The sequence below is a fragment of the Desulfobacter sp. UBA2225 genome, from assembly GCF_002348205.1.
Taxonomy (GTDB): domain Bacteria; phylum Desulfobacterota; class Desulfobacteria; order Desulfobacterales; family Desulfobacteraceae; genus Desulfobacter; species Desulfobacter postgatei.
This window is the reverse complement of sequence record NZ_DDYV01000080.1, coordinates 1-15,743: the sequence shown is the minus strand read 5'-3', so window position 1 is coordinate 15,743 and position 15,743 is coordinate 1. Positions and strand designations below refer to the sequence as shown.

The following is a 15,743-nucleotide window of genomic DNA, read 5'->3' as shown; positions in this document are numbered from 1 at the left end:
TGCCGGGCATGTCCGGCATTGACCTTTTGGAAAGAGCCAAACAGATCAAACCGGATCTTCCGGTAATCATCATGACAGCATTCGGCAGTGTGGAAAAGGCGGTGGAAGCCATGCACAAGGGCGCCTACACCTTTATTTTAAAACCGTTTGAAAACCAAGCTCTCATTGCCCACATCGCCAAAGCGCTGTCCATGTCCAAAATTGTCCAGGAGAACACGCTTCTTAAAGATGCTATCCAGTCCCGGTACCAATTTGACAACATCATCGGCAAAAGCAAAACCATGCAGGCGCTGTACGACATCATTAAAAAGGTAGCCCCAACCAGTGCCTCGGTGCTTGTGGAAGGGGAAAGCGGCACAGGCAAAGAGCTTGTGGCCAAATCGATTCATTACAACAGCATGCGCAAGGATCACCCCCTGATTGCGGTGAACTGTTCGGCGTTTGCCGAGTCTCTTTTGGAAAGTGAACTTTTCGGACATGAAAAAGGGGCCTTCACCGGTGCGGTGGGGTTAAAAAAAGGCCGGTTTGAAATGGCGGATAAAGGTACGCTGTTCCTCGATGAAATCGGGGAATTACCCATGCCGCTACAGGTAAAACTGTTACGGGTACTCCAGGAACGAACTGTGGAGCGCGTTGGCGGGACCGTAAGTCTGGCCGTGGACTTCAGACTCATTGCCGCCACCAACAAAATCCTGGAAGATGAGGTTAAAAACGGAAAATTCAGGGAAGATCTCTACTATCGTCTCAATGTGGTCAAAGCCAACATCCCCCCCTTGCGGGACAGGTTGGAGGACATTCCTTTGCTTATTAAGCATTTCATTGAAAAATACACCCAGGGCCCGGAGAGGGCCGGGATTGTCACAGGCATTGACAAAGAGGCAATCCAGCGGCTGTGTGACTACGAGTGGAGAGGCAATGTCAGGGAATTGGAAAATGTCATTGAAAGGGCGATCATCCTGGCCAAGGGCAGCATAATCACAGTTTCGGACCTTCCGTCCCAAATCCGCAATCCCAAAGCCGGCACACTTCAACTGGATGGTATCCCTGATGGCGTAGGCCTTTCCGAAACCCTCGCCGCAGTAGAAAAAAGAATGATCCTGCGGGCAATGAAGATGTCCGGCAATGTCCAGACCACGGCAGCAAAAATCCTTGGCATCGGAAAGAGTGGATTAAACCAGAAACTAAAAAAATTCAATCTGGACAAGGAGTTAAAACTGGACAATAAATAACAATCTTTTCCAGGGTTCAAAATTTTGAACCCTGGAAAAGATTATTGCTTCGGGATAATGCGCTCTTTTCGTGAAAATACCACTTTAAGGGTTCAAAATTTTGAACGCCATCATCTCATAGTCGCATAATTAGGCATGTGCCTTTTTTATAATAAACAAAACTATATATTATATTTTCAATAAGTTAAAAATTTTATAAGCTTTTTTCAAACTGAATGGCAAGGAATTTGCTTTTAATAATTATCACTAACTAACCACGGTTAGTTTTTTCATCTTTTTTTCCTTTTCTAAAAAAGGCTGCCCCGCCCAGGCAGCCTTTTTTAGTTCTTGCCCTATTTAATCCGGGCCTGGGCTATGTCCTTATAAATGGAATCCCCAGGACTTTGGGCAATTTTTTCATACATCTGACGCCCGGCATCCGTATCATTAAGTTTTTCATAAATTAGCGCCAGGGCAAACCGGGCATCATCCTTTAAAAGATTTGATGTGCCGTTTTCAACGCGCAAATAATAAGATTTTCCCTGTTCCAAATCATTTTTCAACTCACAGACAGTACCCAAAGCACAAAGCAAAAAGTTCTTCACACCGGCCTTATCCCCTACAGTTGACAGGGCTTTGGAATACAAATCAAATGCTTGATCATACGCCTTGGCCTCAAAACAAATCTTCCCGAAATTAATCAGTGCCATGTGCCCTTCACTGGTGTTTGCATATTCGTCAAAAAGCGTTTGAAAATCATCCTTGACGGCATCATATCCTTTCCGGGCATCCCGGTCCTGGGAATATTGTTCTTCATATTTCTCATAGGCTTTGGCAGCCAATTCAGATGCTTTGATTTCAGACTGTTTAAAACTGAACATAATCGCAGAAAACACAATCACCACCCCAACCAGAGCACCCGCTGAGACCGTCAATTGTTTTTTGTGAGCAGTAGCCCATTTAACGGATTTGGCCAGACCCTCCTGGAACGGATCCATCTGTGCCAGCTCTCTTTTCCGCTCGTTTGATACACCTTGATTCGCCATTAAAATATTACCTTATAATCTGTTTATCTAAATTATGTATCCGGGCTACCACACCAAATTTTTAAAAATCCAACCAACTTCGCCGTCAGCATGCTCAATGTTAATCCAGTCCCCTTTACGAGCCAGCACCTTAAAAGGGACACCCCGTTCCACTATGAGGACAATGTCACTTGATTGATCCGGTTTTGAGCGAACATTGCATTTTGATTTTATTGAAATGACCGTATCCGTTTTTCCCAACAAGCTTTCATGAAGCCAGGCCGTATCTCCTTCAAAATCCTTTACCTCGAACCAGTCCTTTTTTTTATTGATCACAAGAAAGGGATGGTATTTCTCCACCTGCCACAACACATTATATTTGCTTCCCGCACCGTCTCTTAAATTGGCAACAGAAGATATTACCGATAGCCGTTCTGAGGCCAACGCAATGCCGGAAAACAGAAAAATAAAAAAGCAACAAACTGAAATTCTAAAAACATCTTTCTCTTTTATACGATACATAAAAATCTCCGATCAACTACAGTTTAAATCATGTCGTACCCGGTATATCAGAAAAGCACCTTGGCATGCAAGGTATTGTGACAAGCCTTCTACCCGTTTGAGATGTAAAAAAAATTACGGCGTGATGTTCTCCACAAAAATTTTCGATGCATCCTTTTCCGACAGAAAAACCCGATGCCCCCGAACCATGACCTCAATGGAATCGGATCCCGGGCTGCTACTGATTACCCGGACAAGAACGCCCGGCTGAAACCCCATCTTTCCCAGTCGCCGCCGTGGAAAGTGTCCGCCGTCCACCCGGGCAATACTGCCCTGTTGTCCCGGTGCCATCGCGCTCATCGGCACAGATTCATTGAAAAACGGCAGGCAGCTTTCCCCTCCACCGTCATTGGATCCCCCCCCGAATCCTTTTTCGGGTCGAACCCAAATTTTACTAGCCATTCCCGCACACAAAATCAGCCGGTTGCATTCTGATGCAATGACAAGTTGCCCCCCCATGGCACTGGAAATAATTTCAACAAAAATACCCGTCCGAAGCCCCATGGAAGCAAAGCGCATCTGCATTTTTCTGCCGGCAGCCACATTAACGATCTCAACCTTTTCTCCGATTCTGGCCCTGGACAAAGGAATCAGATCATCCCGCTGCGCCATACACTCCCCGCAAAGGCCATAAATCTCCATTTTATGCTGGAGCATAAAAAAACCATATTCGGCAGCCAGTTTCTCCTGAAGTGCTTCTAAATCATCGTCCTTGAACTCAATTATTGCACCGCATTTGGTACAGACCATATGATCATGATGCACCCCAAGCTGACGGTGTTCATATAGAATGGTGTCATCCCGGTCAAACACCACCTGACTGGCAAATCCCAACCGGCACAACTGCTCCATGCACTGCAGCAGAAATTCATTATCCACACGCAGACCATCCAGCCTGACCTGATCGGCAATCTGGGCCAGGCTTACATGGCTTTCCAATTTTAAAAAAGATTCCAGTATCTGAAACCGTTCCTCAAAACGATCAAGCCCCCGCCAGCCAAAAAGGCGACGAAACTGATCTTTTTCCTGCTGATGCCGGTCCGGCATATTTTTACACTCCTCTTTAAACAGCCAAGGTCTAACCCGGAATGATACCTCAATTAAGCCTTTCAGCCAAAAGTAAAAGGACCCTTAAACCTTTCATTAAAGGCATATAAATAATATAGGTCCAATACCTTGTCAATATAGCCATCCCCCCCCCNNCCCCCGACGGAATATCGTTTGACACCGGCCATCAACTTTTTTTAGAATAAAAGCAATTTTTGTTTAAACTCAAACCCGCTCAGAAAAAACACAGCAAGGAGAGACCCATGGGAACCAATAACCTGATTTACCTTGAAGTGCTGGAGTGGTTTGACGAAACCGGACAGGAACTGATTCACCGCCTGCCTGAAAAAGGCTCGGGCGAAATCAAATTCGGGGCCCAACTCATTGTCCGGGAAAGTCAGGCCGCAGTCTTCTTCTACCAGGGAAAGGCCGTTGGTGCATTTGGTCCCGGACGGCACACCTTAAAAACTGCAAACATCCCTATTCTGACAAAAATTGCAAGCCTTCCCTGGGCCATGGAAAGCCCGCTGAAAGCAGAAGTCTTTTTTGCCAATTTAAAAACCTTTACCAACCTGAAATGGGGGACCCGGGACCCGGTGGCATTCAAGGACAAGGACCTTGGCCTGGTAAGACTCAGGGCCTTTGGTGTTTTTAACTTGAAAATTGTCCAGCCGGTCCTGTTCATCAACACCCTGGCCGGAACCCAGGGCATTTACACAAGCGCCGACATCAGCGATTATCTCAACCAGGTGGTGGTGTCCAGATTCAACGACTATATCGGAGAGAAAGTCTCCTCCATTTTTGATCTGCCGGAACATTACGATGAACTGGGAAAGGGTCTGGCCCTAAGACTGCATGAGGATTTCAGTGCATTCGGACTGAATCTGACCCATCTTTACATCAATGCCATTACACCGCCCCCCGAGGTCCAGCAGGCCATTGATGACAAAAGCCGATTAGGGCTGTTTGACGATATGAATAAACTGATGCAGATGAAAACCGCCATGGCCATGGAAAAAATTGCCGAAAATCCACAGGGCATTGCCTCAGACGGTGCCCAGGCAGGCCTTGGATTAGGCCTTGGTATGATGCTGCCCGGCATATTTTCCCAGCAGATGCTCTCCCCGACAGGACAGCCGACAACCCACACTGCGCTGACCACTGCCTGCCCGGAGTGCCAAAACCCAATCTCCCTGGACGCAAAATTCTGCCCCCAGTGCGGTCACCAGCAGGTGATCTTTGCACGGTGTCAGTATTGCGGCAAAAACATCACACCCGACACAAAATTCTGTCCCAGATGTGGAAAACAGGTCGCAGAAAAGACAACAGAAAAAACCTGTGGCAATTGCGGTGCAAAAAATCTGCCGGATTCAATCTTCTGCAACCAGTGTGGAGAAAAATATTAGCTACGCAATCCAGCATCAATGCCCCCAGTGCGGAGCCCCTGTCACCTTAGGGGAAGAAACCCGGTTCTTTGTGTGCGAATTCTGCCGGGTCCGGTCCTGTATTTCCCAAAAAGGATTTCCCAGGTATTACCTGCCCTGTTCCCCGAAGGCACCCCAAGATAGACAGCCGATATACCTGCCCTATTGGCGTTTCAAAGGCGTGCGTTACATATGTTCCGCATCCGGTATAACACCCCGATTTACAGACATCTCCACCCTGGCTGTGGCAGATATGCCGCCCCAGATTCCATTTTCCCTGGGTCTAAGATCCCAGGCCATGACCATGAAAGTGATCGAGCCGGATACCAAAGGAAAATTTTTTCGACCTCTGCCCTCGGCAACGGTATTAAAAGACACAATATTTGGTTTAAAACCAGATGAACGCACGTTTAAAGAGGATATCGGAGAAACCTTCAGTCTTATTTATTCTCCTTTTTACATCAGACAGCAACATCTTATAGATGGGGTTACCAATCAGATGTTGCCCCCGGGAAAAGAGATCACCCCGGATATATTCGACCTGGATCAGGTCCGTCCCGGTGTTGAGACCCATTTTATTGCCGGCATTTGCCCCGGATGCGGGGCGGATCTTGAGGGCAGTGGCGATTCACTGGCCCTGGTATGCCGGAACTGCCATTCCCTGTGGCGGGCCAAGGGAAAGAACCTTGCAAAAATTAAATTCAGTACCGCAGCCCCTGCCCACAAAGATGACATCATGCTACCGTTCTGGCGAATCAGCGCCAAAGTCTCGCCCATGACCCTGGACAGCCATGCGGATCTGGCCAGGATGGCAAACCTGCCGCTGGCAATTCCCCGGAACTGGGAGGAAAAGCCTGTGCATTTCTGGAGTCCGGCATTTAAGGTCCGTCCCAACATTTTTTTACGGTTGATAGGTCAAATAACCTCAGCCCAGCTGGAACCGGCCCTGTCCCAAACGATTGAAGACAATTTGTACCAGCCCGTGAACCTGCCCGCTTCCGAGGGGATCCAGACCATTCGCATTACCATGGCCGCTCTTCTGAAACCCAGAAAAGAAATTCTTGAAATTTTACCCAAGACTGAAGTGACGCCCCAAAGTGTCTCCCTGATTTTTCTGCCTTTTCAATCCACCCAGCATGATATCATTCACCCGGATTCGGGCATTGCCATCAATAAAAAAGCCCTGGCGTTGTCTGATAACCTGTAACTGTAATGTTGCCGATATTGCACAAACAGGCCATGCCTGATACAACTCCAAACAAAACACAATCAAGGGAATTGAAACAACATGAAAATTCAATGGACAGCAGCAGCCGGCTTTAATGACACGATCCAATTCTGAAACAACCATAGAGAACACCATAAATACGGCTGAAGACCTGGCTAAATATCTGCTCAGGCCGCTTGCCATCGGTAACAGAACCATTTCCAACCGGATGGTACTGGCGCCCATGGCAGGGCTGGGGCACATCGCGTTCAGGCAGCTTGTGACCCAGTTTTCAGGATTCGGCCTGCTGTTTACGGGCATGTGCTCTGCCAAAGCGGTTCCCCATGAAAACCCCCGAATATCCCATGTATTTTCCTGGCGGCCCCAAGAACTGGACCACACAGTCTGCCAGATATTTGGTGCAGAACCTGAGACCATGGCCCGGGCTGCCCGTCGCATTGAAGCCGAAAAATTCTTTGGGGTGGACTTAAATTTCGGATGTTCGGTTGCCGCAATCTGTAAAAAAGGATGCGGGGCCGCATTGTTAAAGACACCCGACAAGGCGATCGACATTGTATCTGCGGTCAGAAAGGCTGTGTCATGCCCGGTTTTTGTTAAATTCAGAACCGGATGGCAGGATGATCATAGCTTTCCGGTGACCATGGCCCGGGCCTTTGAAAGTGCCGGGGCAGATGCCTTAACCTTTCATCCCCGGGTCGCCCCCGACCGAAGAAGCCGAAGACCCAGGTGGGAGCTGATCGGCAACGTACAACACGCGGTCACCATTCCCGTTTTTGGCAACGGGAACCTGTTTGCCCCCGAACATGGGATCAGAATGATCCGGGAAACGGGTTGCCAGGGTCTATCTATCGGCAGGATGGCCGTGGCACAGCCTTGGATTTTTGCCCAGTGGACCAAAAACTTTACACCGGAACCATCCATTTATATGAAAACCGCCCTGGACATGGCAAGGCTTTTAAGCGCCCATTATGAGGACCGCTTTGCCCTGAAGATGTTTAAAAAATTTGCCCCGTATTTCTGCGCCAATTTTAAATTTTCCAACGCCATTTTAAAATCCATGATACGGGCCGAAAACATGAACGAACTTTGTGACAACATACGGCATCTTCTGGACCCGCCACCCCAAACATTACGCCTGCCAAACATCAATCTGTTCATTTGACAAGGTTATCTTTACCGGATATATGCATGGATAAAAAAAAATTTGACCTGACACGATTTGAATGCTTAGGATGCGGGGCCTGCTGCAGACAAAGCGGGTACGTCCGTCTGGGTGATAAAGAACCGGATATCATTGCCGATTTCCTGAATATGGATGTCCGGGATTTTATAGAAACCTTCACCTGTCTGACGAAAGACCGCAACGGCCTTTCAATCATTGATGCCCCTGACGGGGCCTGCATCTTCCTGGACAGCAATGGATGCCGCATCAATCCTGTCAAACCTTCCCAGTGTCGGGACTTTCCCGTCAAATGGAGATTTTTGGGTTTTGAGCAAATTTGTGAATGGGCACGAAAAAACTGTGCGTCTTCCCAAACATCTACCCCGACAAGGAGACTTTAAAATAGAATGGTAAAAGAACTTGACTGCAGAAAAATGGATTGTCCGGCACCTGTAATAGAAACAAAAAAATGTCTTGAAAGCGAAGCATTGTCGCATATCCGGGTGCTGTTGGACAATGATGCCGCCATTGAAAATGTCAGCCGATTTTTAACCTATGCCGGTTTTGAAGTCGGTGTGGAATCCGACGGCACCATGTCTGTTGTGGAAGGCACCCGGGACCAGGCCGCGACCGTTAAACTGGCGCCCCGGCCGACAGGGCAATCGGCTTGCGGCCCAGCGCCATCCCAAAAAAACGCCCCGGTAAAAATCATGGTGATGGCCGCATCCAACAGATTGGGCGTTGGAGATGATGAATTAGGCACAAAGTTAATGATCAATTTCATCAAAACCCTCAAGGAGATGGGGAAGGATCTGTGGCGCCTGGTTTTTGTCAACCATGGCGTCACCCTTGCCACGGTAGATTCCGCAGTGCTTGGTGAACTGCACGAACTTGAAGAATCAGGGGTCACCATTCTTGTATGCGGAACTTGCCTGAGCCACCTGAATCTGATGGAGAAAAAAGCCATTGGCCAGACCACCAATATGCTGGATATTGTCACGGCCATGCAGCTGGCCGACAAGGTGATCAATCTGTAACAGCTTGTGTGTTAATTTGGCATCAAAACCCTCAAAGCCGTTGACAAAAAGGATCTTTTTGCCTATTCTCTGCCATAGTATAATCTATGCAAGTGCCGCGGCCACGAAATTTATACGGCTGAAAAAATGTTCCCCTCAATCCAAGGAGATTCCCTCATGTGTATGCAATATGGTTTTCCGCAGTCCTCTATGTCCGGAATGCCTGGTCCTCAACCCTTTAACCCGACCATGCCCTGCTGCTGTACTCAGATGCAGCCCATGGCCATGACCGGACCATCTATGCCACTTCCCATCCCCAACGAAATTCAACTCCAGCAGTTGCATTTTCAACTCCAACAATTGAAATTCATGAAACAGAACCTGGAACAATCGCTCGAATTCGTAAACAAATCAACCTCTGAAACCGAAAGGATTATTAAAAACCTCGAAAGCACAAAATCAAACAAGGCGAATGAATCTCAAGCAGACGTCCTCCGGAAGTCCTAATCTAATAACACTATAGTAAAAGGAGACCACCATGCAATTTTTCCCCCAAAATATGATGATGGCACCTATGATGCCAACGAGCCCTATGGCTGCTGCCCCCGCGCCGGAACAGATCCAGCAACAGCTCCAGCAACAGCAGCAACAACGACTCCAGCAACAACAGCAACAACAACTCCAACAGCAGCAACAACAACTCCAGCAGCAGCAACTCCAGCAGCAACAACTCCAGCAGCAACAGCAACTTTTTTACGGTCCGGGTGATATTGGTCGGCCCATCGTTTAATTAATGCCGCCTCAATCAAAGTATAGCGTCCCATTGCCAAGAACTCTCTCCGACAGGCGGTTTTCCTACTTTGGCCGCTTGCCGGGGAGCCAAAAAGGCCAAGTCCATGTTTACCAATCTTGCCCGACCGTACAAAGAGCAGCCAGCAACAGCTACCATTGAGGGTATCCGGAATATCCTCAATCAGGCAGATCTAGTTCCTGACGAGATCTACCATGCTAATCCGTATCCGAAAATTTTCTCGTCCAGTATCGCCTTACCCCCGGACCGGGGCGGATTTCGCACCAACGGCAAAGGTCGCACCCATGAATTCAGCCTGGCCAGTGCCTATGCCGAGTATATGGAACGAATGCAAAACCTGCTGTTTGCAACATTCTCCCGTTCCATAGCAAACAGGCTGAAGGATGAATTCGGCTATTACTATTTTCCGGATGAATCCTACTTGGACCGCCAAGCTGTGGAAAACCTGCCGGCCGATGTGCTGGCTGATTTTTTCCGCTATCTGAAGCAGGACCGCAAGGAGTTTGTGGCAGCCTATTTTGACCGAATCGCTGCCAATGGTATGCCTGGCGTTGTAGCCACGCCCTTTTACGATACCCTTAACCAATGCAGCCAGCTGTTGCCTTTGAACCTCTTGCTGATAACAGTAGGTTCTAACGGTATGGCTGCAGGCAACACACAGCCCGAGGCTATTTTTCAGGCGCTTTGCGAACTCACTGAACGATGGGCTGCCGCCCTGATATTTTATGGACAAATGACACCGCCTACCGTGCCTAAGGAATTTCTGGCACAATTTCCGGGTGAAAGCGCGATTATTCAAGATATTGAACGCGACGGCCGCTATAAGGTCATTGTCAAAGATTTTTCTGCGGGACGAAACATCCCTTCCCTTGGTGTAATCATTAAAAACTTGCAGACCGGCCGCTATCGGCTTAACGTCGGTTCTGAAACCTCCTTTCAAGTGGCATTGAGTCGTTGCCTGACCGAAATTTTCCAGGGCATACAGGATAGCGATCAGTTCGATGCTGCCATGTTAGAAATTCCCGCATCCGTGCCTGAGTATTTTCTCCGCCAGGACAGTGAAGCTCGTAATACTCGGTTTCATGTTTTTACCCATTTTACGACAGACAATAGCGGAGTGTTTCCGCCGGCCCTTTTCGGCGACTCTCCCAGCTACTCCTTTGATCCAAGTACTTTCACCCCATTGAAATCATACGAGGAAGAGGTACGCCGTCTGGTTCGGTTCTTCCACGATAATGGAAAAAACGTCTACATTCGAGATGTCTCTTTCCTGGGTTTCCCATCGGTGTTCGTCTATGTTCCGGAATTCTCAGCCCAGGGACGGAAATCTGCCCCTCCCGTAGACGGATCAGGCAAATTTCAACTCGTTGACCTGGATAGTATTGAACATCTTTTTTTTGATATAGCTCACTGTTCTTCCCAACAATTGACAGACATCGCCCATAGGCTCGCTTCTTTTGCCCCATCCGTCCCCATTACCCAGCTGTTTAATATTGAGCTGACAGCAGACTCCCCCTGGCAGCAGATGAATCTTGCCTTTGTTTTGACCCAGATCCATTATAGCTTGGGAAACTATGACCAAGCCCTATCGCATTTCAAACAATTTTGTGCAACCCGCATAGAGACCGGTCCGTATTACACGATGGTGAAACATTATCTGGAAGCCAGAGTTGAAGGGCAGAAACATACTCAGGTTCAAACGAAGTTGAGTTCTTTTGCCGAAAACCAGGAAATCGAATCTGCCCTGGTCAAACAAGTTATGACCGACATGGCCGAACCTTATTCGATTCAAGCCAGCACACCGCTTCCCCGGTGTCCCCATTGTACGGCCTGCCCCCTGTCAGACCCCTGTCAAACGCGACATAAGCTGAACCTTGCTAGGACCGTCTATTCAAACATGAAATCGATGCCTTCAACGGAAGCCTTAGCGTGGATCATGGCCTGATCTCTTTATGGGTATTTTGGCACAACGCCCGAAAAGGTATATTTTTATGCAACGTTGGGGATTACTCCATTGATCGATAGTTTAATTTTCCAAAGTTCCCTAACAGCCTGTCGAACTTCAGTTCGATAATCATTAAAACAGACAGGCTCTATTTTTTGGTTACAAAAAATTCGTTAATGACATGGTCGGCTTTTAGCTGGTTGCCGTAGACTTGGGCACTTTTCTGATCCGTGAATTCAGACACCTGGACCAGATACCAGGTTTTGCCGCCGCCGTCCGTGACCTTCACGGTAGTTTGAATCCCTTTTTGGGCAAGGGTTGCTTTATAATTGTCGGCATGGGTCTTTTTATGATACGCAGCCACCTGGATGGTAAACGGTTTAGGAATCATGACCTTTATCTGCTGAGCTGGCTGCTCCGCTGTTTTAAACATGTGGGAAAACGTGCCCCAGACAAAAAAAATCAGCCAGACGCCCAAGCAGGCAATCATGGTCCCCCACACCCGTCCCCACCATTTTTCCCGGGCCTGTATCAAATTTAAAACAGCGTGTTTGGCTTTTCCGGTTCTGCCTGCCATAAAAGAGCTGCTATCTGCGGTTTTTCTGCTAATTCCGGACATCAGGGCTGACATCCACCCCGAACTCGCCTGCCCGAAATAGATCTCGTCTGCCGGCCGCCACCCTGCCGGACCATCTTCAAATGCCTGGTCACCCGGACTGGCCGACTGTCCGTCGCCCCCTTGATTCCCGCTCATAAATGTGGCCAGGTCAACCCGTTCATCCCCAAGGGTACCCAATCCCGGTTCGGTCATTTCCGGTTCCGGCTCCGGCTCAGGTGTATCCAGGAGCCCGGACATCATGTCCCGGGGTGTATCCAGGCGCCCGGACATCATGTCCCGGATTGTTTCAACCCGGGCCTTATCCTCTTGTGATAAAGCTTTGTTCCCGCCTGTCATATCAATCATATTTAGGAATGATTGATACACGCGCCTTGCTGAAAAATCCATCCGGCCCTGGTTCAAAAACACACCCACCAGTATCCGGCAAAGGTCTGGATCTGCATACCAGTTATCTGCCAACACCGTCAGTATAGAGTGGGTGGATGTTCCGGAGATATCCTGATCCTGGATGCGTTCAAGCCAAAACCGGGCAAGACTCTCGTCTTTGGGATTCTGCGCCAGCCAGACGCTGGCAGCCCCTTGAATTTCCCGGCGCCGGCTGCCCGATGCCAGGTAAAACCGCGCCAGGGCAGAGGTAAGCATGGGGCCTACCCGCCGCGCAGCCAGAGGAGAGATCCAGGCACTGTCATAAATCCGAACAGCCCGAATAAACTTTTTTTCAGCCCGGGTGGCAATACCGGATCGCTCCCACAACTGCGCATCCCTAACCAGTCTCCTTATCCACCAGAGTCCTGCAATATCCATGGACAAACCAAGTCCCAAGCCAAAGACCACATAGATCAGGAGGATAAATACCGAAGCAGGCATATCCGAAAGCCATCCGGAAAGCCGGGGAAACAAGATGAACCCTGAAGGCAGAACCATCAGGGTTGTCAGCCAGAACCGGACACTGATATGTCGGACAATGCGAATCATCTTAATAGCCTCTGCAGGGGTACTGGTCCTTTTTCAACGCCACACGAACAACACCGGAAGCGTCAGGCTCCGACTGTGGCAAAATTACTTCATCAACCGTATCCTGCCGGGGTGCTGCCGGACATCCCGTGGTCTTTCCCACAATTTCATACCGGATATCCGATGGAATCAAAAAGTCGCGTTCGGGCTCGCCTTCCATGGCCCGGGTCATGAAATCCGTCCATATGGGCAGAGCTCCTCGGCCACCGGTAATACCTCTCCTGTTTTTATCCTTAAGTTCTTTCTTCTTGTCATACCCTGTCCACACAGATACGCAAAGGGACGGGGTAAACCCGGTGAACCAGGCATCATTATAATTATCCGTCGTGCCGGTTTTCCCGGCTGCCGGGCGCTTGAATCCAAGACTTCTCACCCCCCTGCCCGATCCGAAATCCACAACGCCTTCCATCATGTCCACCACCTGGAAAGCCGTTGCCTGATCCAATACCCTGCGATCCTTGACAATATGTTCAAAAAGAACCCGCCCCCTTGCATCCTCAACCCGCCAGAATAAAAACGGTTCATGGCAAATGCCCAGCGAAGCGAATGTGGAAAATCCGGCAGCCATGTCCATAACGCTGACGTCAGACGTACCAAGGGCCAGAGAATATACGGATTTTAACGGACTTTTCACTCCACAGACTTTGGCCACATCCACCACTGCAGCAGCACCCACATCTGCCACCAACTGGGCGGCAATGGTGTTCACAGAATTGATCAGGGCCTGCTTAAGAATCATGGGTCCCCTGAATTCTTTCTCAAAATTCTGGGGGTACCAGTCTGGTGCCCCGTTAATTGGAATGGCCACAGGCCTGTCCTGGAACACGCTGGCCGGATGCAATTTTCCATCCCTCAACGCCGCATAATATAAAAAGGGTTTAAATCCACTGCCGGGCTGGCGTTTACTGTTCACGGCCCGGTTGAATTCACTGGCATAATAATCTCTGCCACCCACCATGGCTTTAACCGCTCCGCTGGCGATATCAATGGCCACCAGCGCGGCCTGGGGTTTGTCGCCCACCCCCTTATCCAACCCCATAAGCTCATCAAGCCGGGCCATTCCTTCCATTACCGCGGTACGGGCATCGGCCTGGCGCATTGGATCCATGGTGGAGTAAACCTTAATGCCCCCATGATACACCACATCCTCGCCATACATGTTGACAAGCTCTTGAATCAGGGCATCCAGAAAATAACTGCCGGTACGGGCATCTTTGCGACCATCATGCAGTTCCGGACGGATGGCATCAGTCCCAACCGCTTGATCTTCCGTAATAAACCCGGCCGCCACCATCCGGTTTAATACCACCCGTCTCCGGTCAAGGGCCTCATCATAATGCCGGAAAGGGTTATACTGGGTGGGAGATTGGGGAAGACCCGCAAGCAGTGACGCTTCGGGCAGGGTCAGATCCTGGGCGGATTTATCAAAATAGATGCGGGCCGCCTTCTCAATGCCCTGGGCCCCGGCCCCGAAATGAATTTGATTAACGTAAGCTTCAAGGATCTGCTCCTTGGTATTAGCCTGTTCAATCTGAAACGCGACCAGCATCTCCTTGAATTTGCGCTGCCAGGTTTTTTCAAAGCTGAAAAACAGATTCTTGGCCAGCTGCTGGGTAATGGTTGATGCGCCCTGGATTCGGCCGGATTCAAACAGATTGGTATATAATGCTTTAAAGGTTCTCAGCTTATTTACACCATGGTGTTCAAAAAACATGTGATCCTCGGTAGCCACAATGGCATTGAGAAAATCAGGAGAGACCATATCCAGGGAAACGGCGGTCTTTTCGCCAAGGGCAATGAGAACCTGGCCGTCTGCGGCATAGATCAAACTTTGTGGGGTTTCGATAATACGGCCTAAAGGCGATGGCAACTTGGGCAGGTCTTGGGCAATATGGAAAACCATCAGGCAGCCTGCCGCTGCCATGATACCCATGGCAAGAAGTCCGATATGGAACAGCAGACGACAAAGGGAGATCAGCCAAAAAAGCGATCGCATCAGCTTTCTCCCTTCAGCACCAGGGTCAATTGCCAGACTGCCCATTCCCGGGCCTTGACCCTCACCACCCGGGATTCGCCCAGGTGGCGGAATTCAAATCCCAGGTTGATAAAACCGTCCTGGGCGGAATTGCTCACCCCCACCCGGTCGAGGGCACCTTTCTCAGATAAAAGGTCTTCCGTATCCAGGATCAGATCGACTCTCATGTCCCCAGGCAGCCTTGAAACAGCCGTAAAAAAAAGCGCGGCGGGGTAGATTCTGCCAAAAAATTCAGGTGCATTGTCCAGGGTTCCAGGAATAACTGCTCGACTGCCGTTGTTTCCCAGGGTCTGAACATCCAGGTCCACCTGCTGGACAACCCGGTTCTGGGTATCAATGAAAAAAATTTTCATGCCGCCCATGCGTCCTTCACAGACAATACGGTCGGTGGCACCGCCGTTGAGCAGCCACACCAGGCGAACCGGATCCATAACATTCCTGCGAAGATAAAGGGGTAAAGACAGATACAGCACCCTGAACCGATCCTTGTCCAGGTTGGCCCATTCCCCGGGCCCAAGTTGAGCGGCCAAGTCTGAAAAAGACTTCGCCGTACGTACTATTCGCCCGGCGTTCTCCCGGGCAAGGGCCATCTGATCCAGGGATTTCAACGCACTGACCATGTGCCGCCCGGCGTCCCAGACGGCACCA

Annotated in this window: 15 protein-coding genes; 9 read left to right on the top strand and 6 right to left on the bottom strand. The window is 49.4% G+C overall.

Going from position 1 to position 15,743, the window contains the following annotated elements; translation table 11 throughout:
- On the top strand, positions 1 to 1,229 hold a 1,229-nt coding region (locus B3D59_RS04325; protein WP_286817928.1), incomplete at its 5' end, for a sigma-54-dependent transcriptional regulator.
- Between the two features lie 332 nt (positions 1,230 to 1,561).
- Here the strand turns inward: B3D59_RS04325 and B3D59_RS04320 are convergent.
- The 3 genes from B3D59_RS04320 to B3D59_RS04310 all read right to left on the bottom strand — a co-directional run bounded on the left by B3D59_RS04320 (position 1,562) and on the right by B3D59_RS04310 (position 3,841).
- Positions 1,562 to 2,254, bottom strand: a complete 693-nt coding sequence (locus tag B3D59_RS04320; RefSeq protein WP_286817926.1) for a tetratricopeptide repeat protein — start codon at positions 2,252 to 2,254, stop codon at positions 1,562 to 1,564.
- 45 nt (positions 2,255 to 2,299) lie between these two features.
- Positions 2,300 to 2,755, bottom strand: a complete 456-nt coding sequence (locus tag B3D59_RS04315; RefSeq protein ID WP_286817924.1) for an SH3 domain-containing protein — start codon at positions 2,753 to 2,755, stop codon at positions 2,300 to 2,302.
- Between the two features lie 114 nt (positions 2,756 to 2,869).
- Positions 2,870 to 3,841 carry a FeoA domain-containing protein gene (locus tag B3D59_RS04310; RefSeq protein WP_286817921.1) on the bottom strand — a complete coding sequence of 324 codons (972 nt, stop codon included), beginning with the start codon at positions 3,839 to 3,841 and terminating at the stop codon, positions 2,870 to 2,872.
- A 263-nt stretch (positions 3,842 to 4,104) separates the two neighbouring features.
- Between B3D59_RS04310 and B3D59_RS04305 the strand changes: the two genes are divergently transcribed.
- The 8 genes from B3D59_RS04305 (at position 4,105) to B3D59_RS04270 (ending at position 11,427) form a co-directional block, all read left to right on the top strand.
- Complete coding sequence (locus tag B3D59_RS04305) at positions 4,105 to 5,247, top strand: SPFH domain-containing protein (RefSeq protein ID WP_286817920.1); 1,143 nt, start codon at positions 4,105 to 4,107, stop codon at positions 5,245 to 5,247.
- Positions 5,180 to 6,472 carry a hypothetical protein gene (locus B3D59_RS04300; protein WP_286817919.1) on the top strand — a complete coding sequence of 431 codons (1,293 nt, stop codon included), beginning with the start codon at positions 5,180 to 5,182 and terminating at the stop codon, positions 6,470 to 6,472. The genes B3D59_RS04305 and B3D59_RS04300 overlap by 68 nt, the downstream gene beginning before the upstream one ends.
- A gap of 115 nt (positions 6,473 to 6,587) precedes the next feature.
- Positions 6,588 to 7,655: a tRNA dihydrouridine synthase gene (locus B3D59_RS04295; RefSeq protein WP_286817918.1), complete on the top strand. Its 1,068-nt coding sequence runs from the start codon at positions 6,588 to 6,590 to the stop codon at positions 7,653 to 7,655.
- 26 nt (positions 7,656 to 7,681) lie between these two features.
- Positions 7,682 to 8,056, top strand: coding sequence for a YkgJ family cysteine cluster protein (locus tag B3D59_RS04290; protein ID WP_286817917.1), 375 nt, complete (start codon positions 7,682 to 7,684; stop codon positions 8,054 to 8,056).
- Between the two features lie 6 nt (positions 8,057 to 8,062).
- Positions 8,063 to 8,692 carry a sulfurtransferase-like selenium metabolism protein YedF gene (yedF, locus tag B3D59_RS04285; protein ID WP_286817915.1) on the top strand — a complete coding sequence of 210 codons (630 nt, stop codon included), beginning with the start codon at positions 8,063 to 8,065 and terminating at the stop codon, positions 8,690 to 8,692.
- Positions 8,693 to 8,854: 162 nt separating this feature from the next.
- The gene (locus B3D59_RS04280) at positions 8,855 to 9,178 is read left to right on the top strand and encodes a hypothetical protein (protein ID WP_286817913.1); all 324 of its coding nucleotides are present in this window, start codon (positions 8,855 to 8,857) and stop codon (positions 9,176 to 9,178) included.
- A gap of 31 nt (positions 9,179 to 9,209) precedes the next feature.
- Entirely contained in the window at positions 9,210 to 9,461 is a 252-nt protein-coding gene (locus B3D59_RS04275; RefSeq protein WP_286817911.1) for a hypothetical protein, read from the top strand.
- 106 nt (positions 9,462 to 9,567) lie between these two features.
- The gene (locus B3D59_RS04270) at positions 9,568 to 11,427 is read left to right on the top strand and encodes a YcaO-like family protein (protein WP_286817910.1); all 1,860 of its coding nucleotides are present in this window, start codon (positions 9,568 to 9,570) and stop codon (positions 11,425 to 11,427) included.
- A 148-nt stretch (positions 11,428 to 11,575) separates the two neighbouring features.
- Here the strand turns inward: B3D59_RS04270 and B3D59_RS04265 are convergent, their stop codons facing one another.
- The 3 genes from B3D59_RS04265 to B3D59_RS04255 all read right to left on the bottom strand — a co-directional run.
- Positions 11,576 to 13,021 carry an SPOR domain-containing protein gene (locus B3D59_RS04265; protein ID WP_286817909.1) on the bottom strand — a complete coding sequence of 482 codons (1,446 nt, stop codon included), beginning with the start codon at positions 13,019 to 13,021 and terminating at the stop codon, positions 11,576 to 11,578.
- Position 13,022: 1 nt separating this feature from the next.
- The gene (locus B3D59_RS04260) at positions 13,023 to 15,056 is read right to left on the bottom strand and encodes a transglycosylase domain-containing protein (RefSeq protein ID WP_286817908.1); all 2,034 of its coding nucleotides are present in this window, start codon (positions 15,054 to 15,056) and stop codon (positions 13,023 to 13,025) included.
- On the bottom strand, positions 15,056 to 15,743 hold a 688-nt coding region (locus tag B3D59_RS04255; RefSeq protein ID WP_286817907.1), incomplete at its 5' end, for a hypothetical protein. The genes B3D59_RS04260 and B3D59_RS04255, both read right to left, overlap by 1 nt.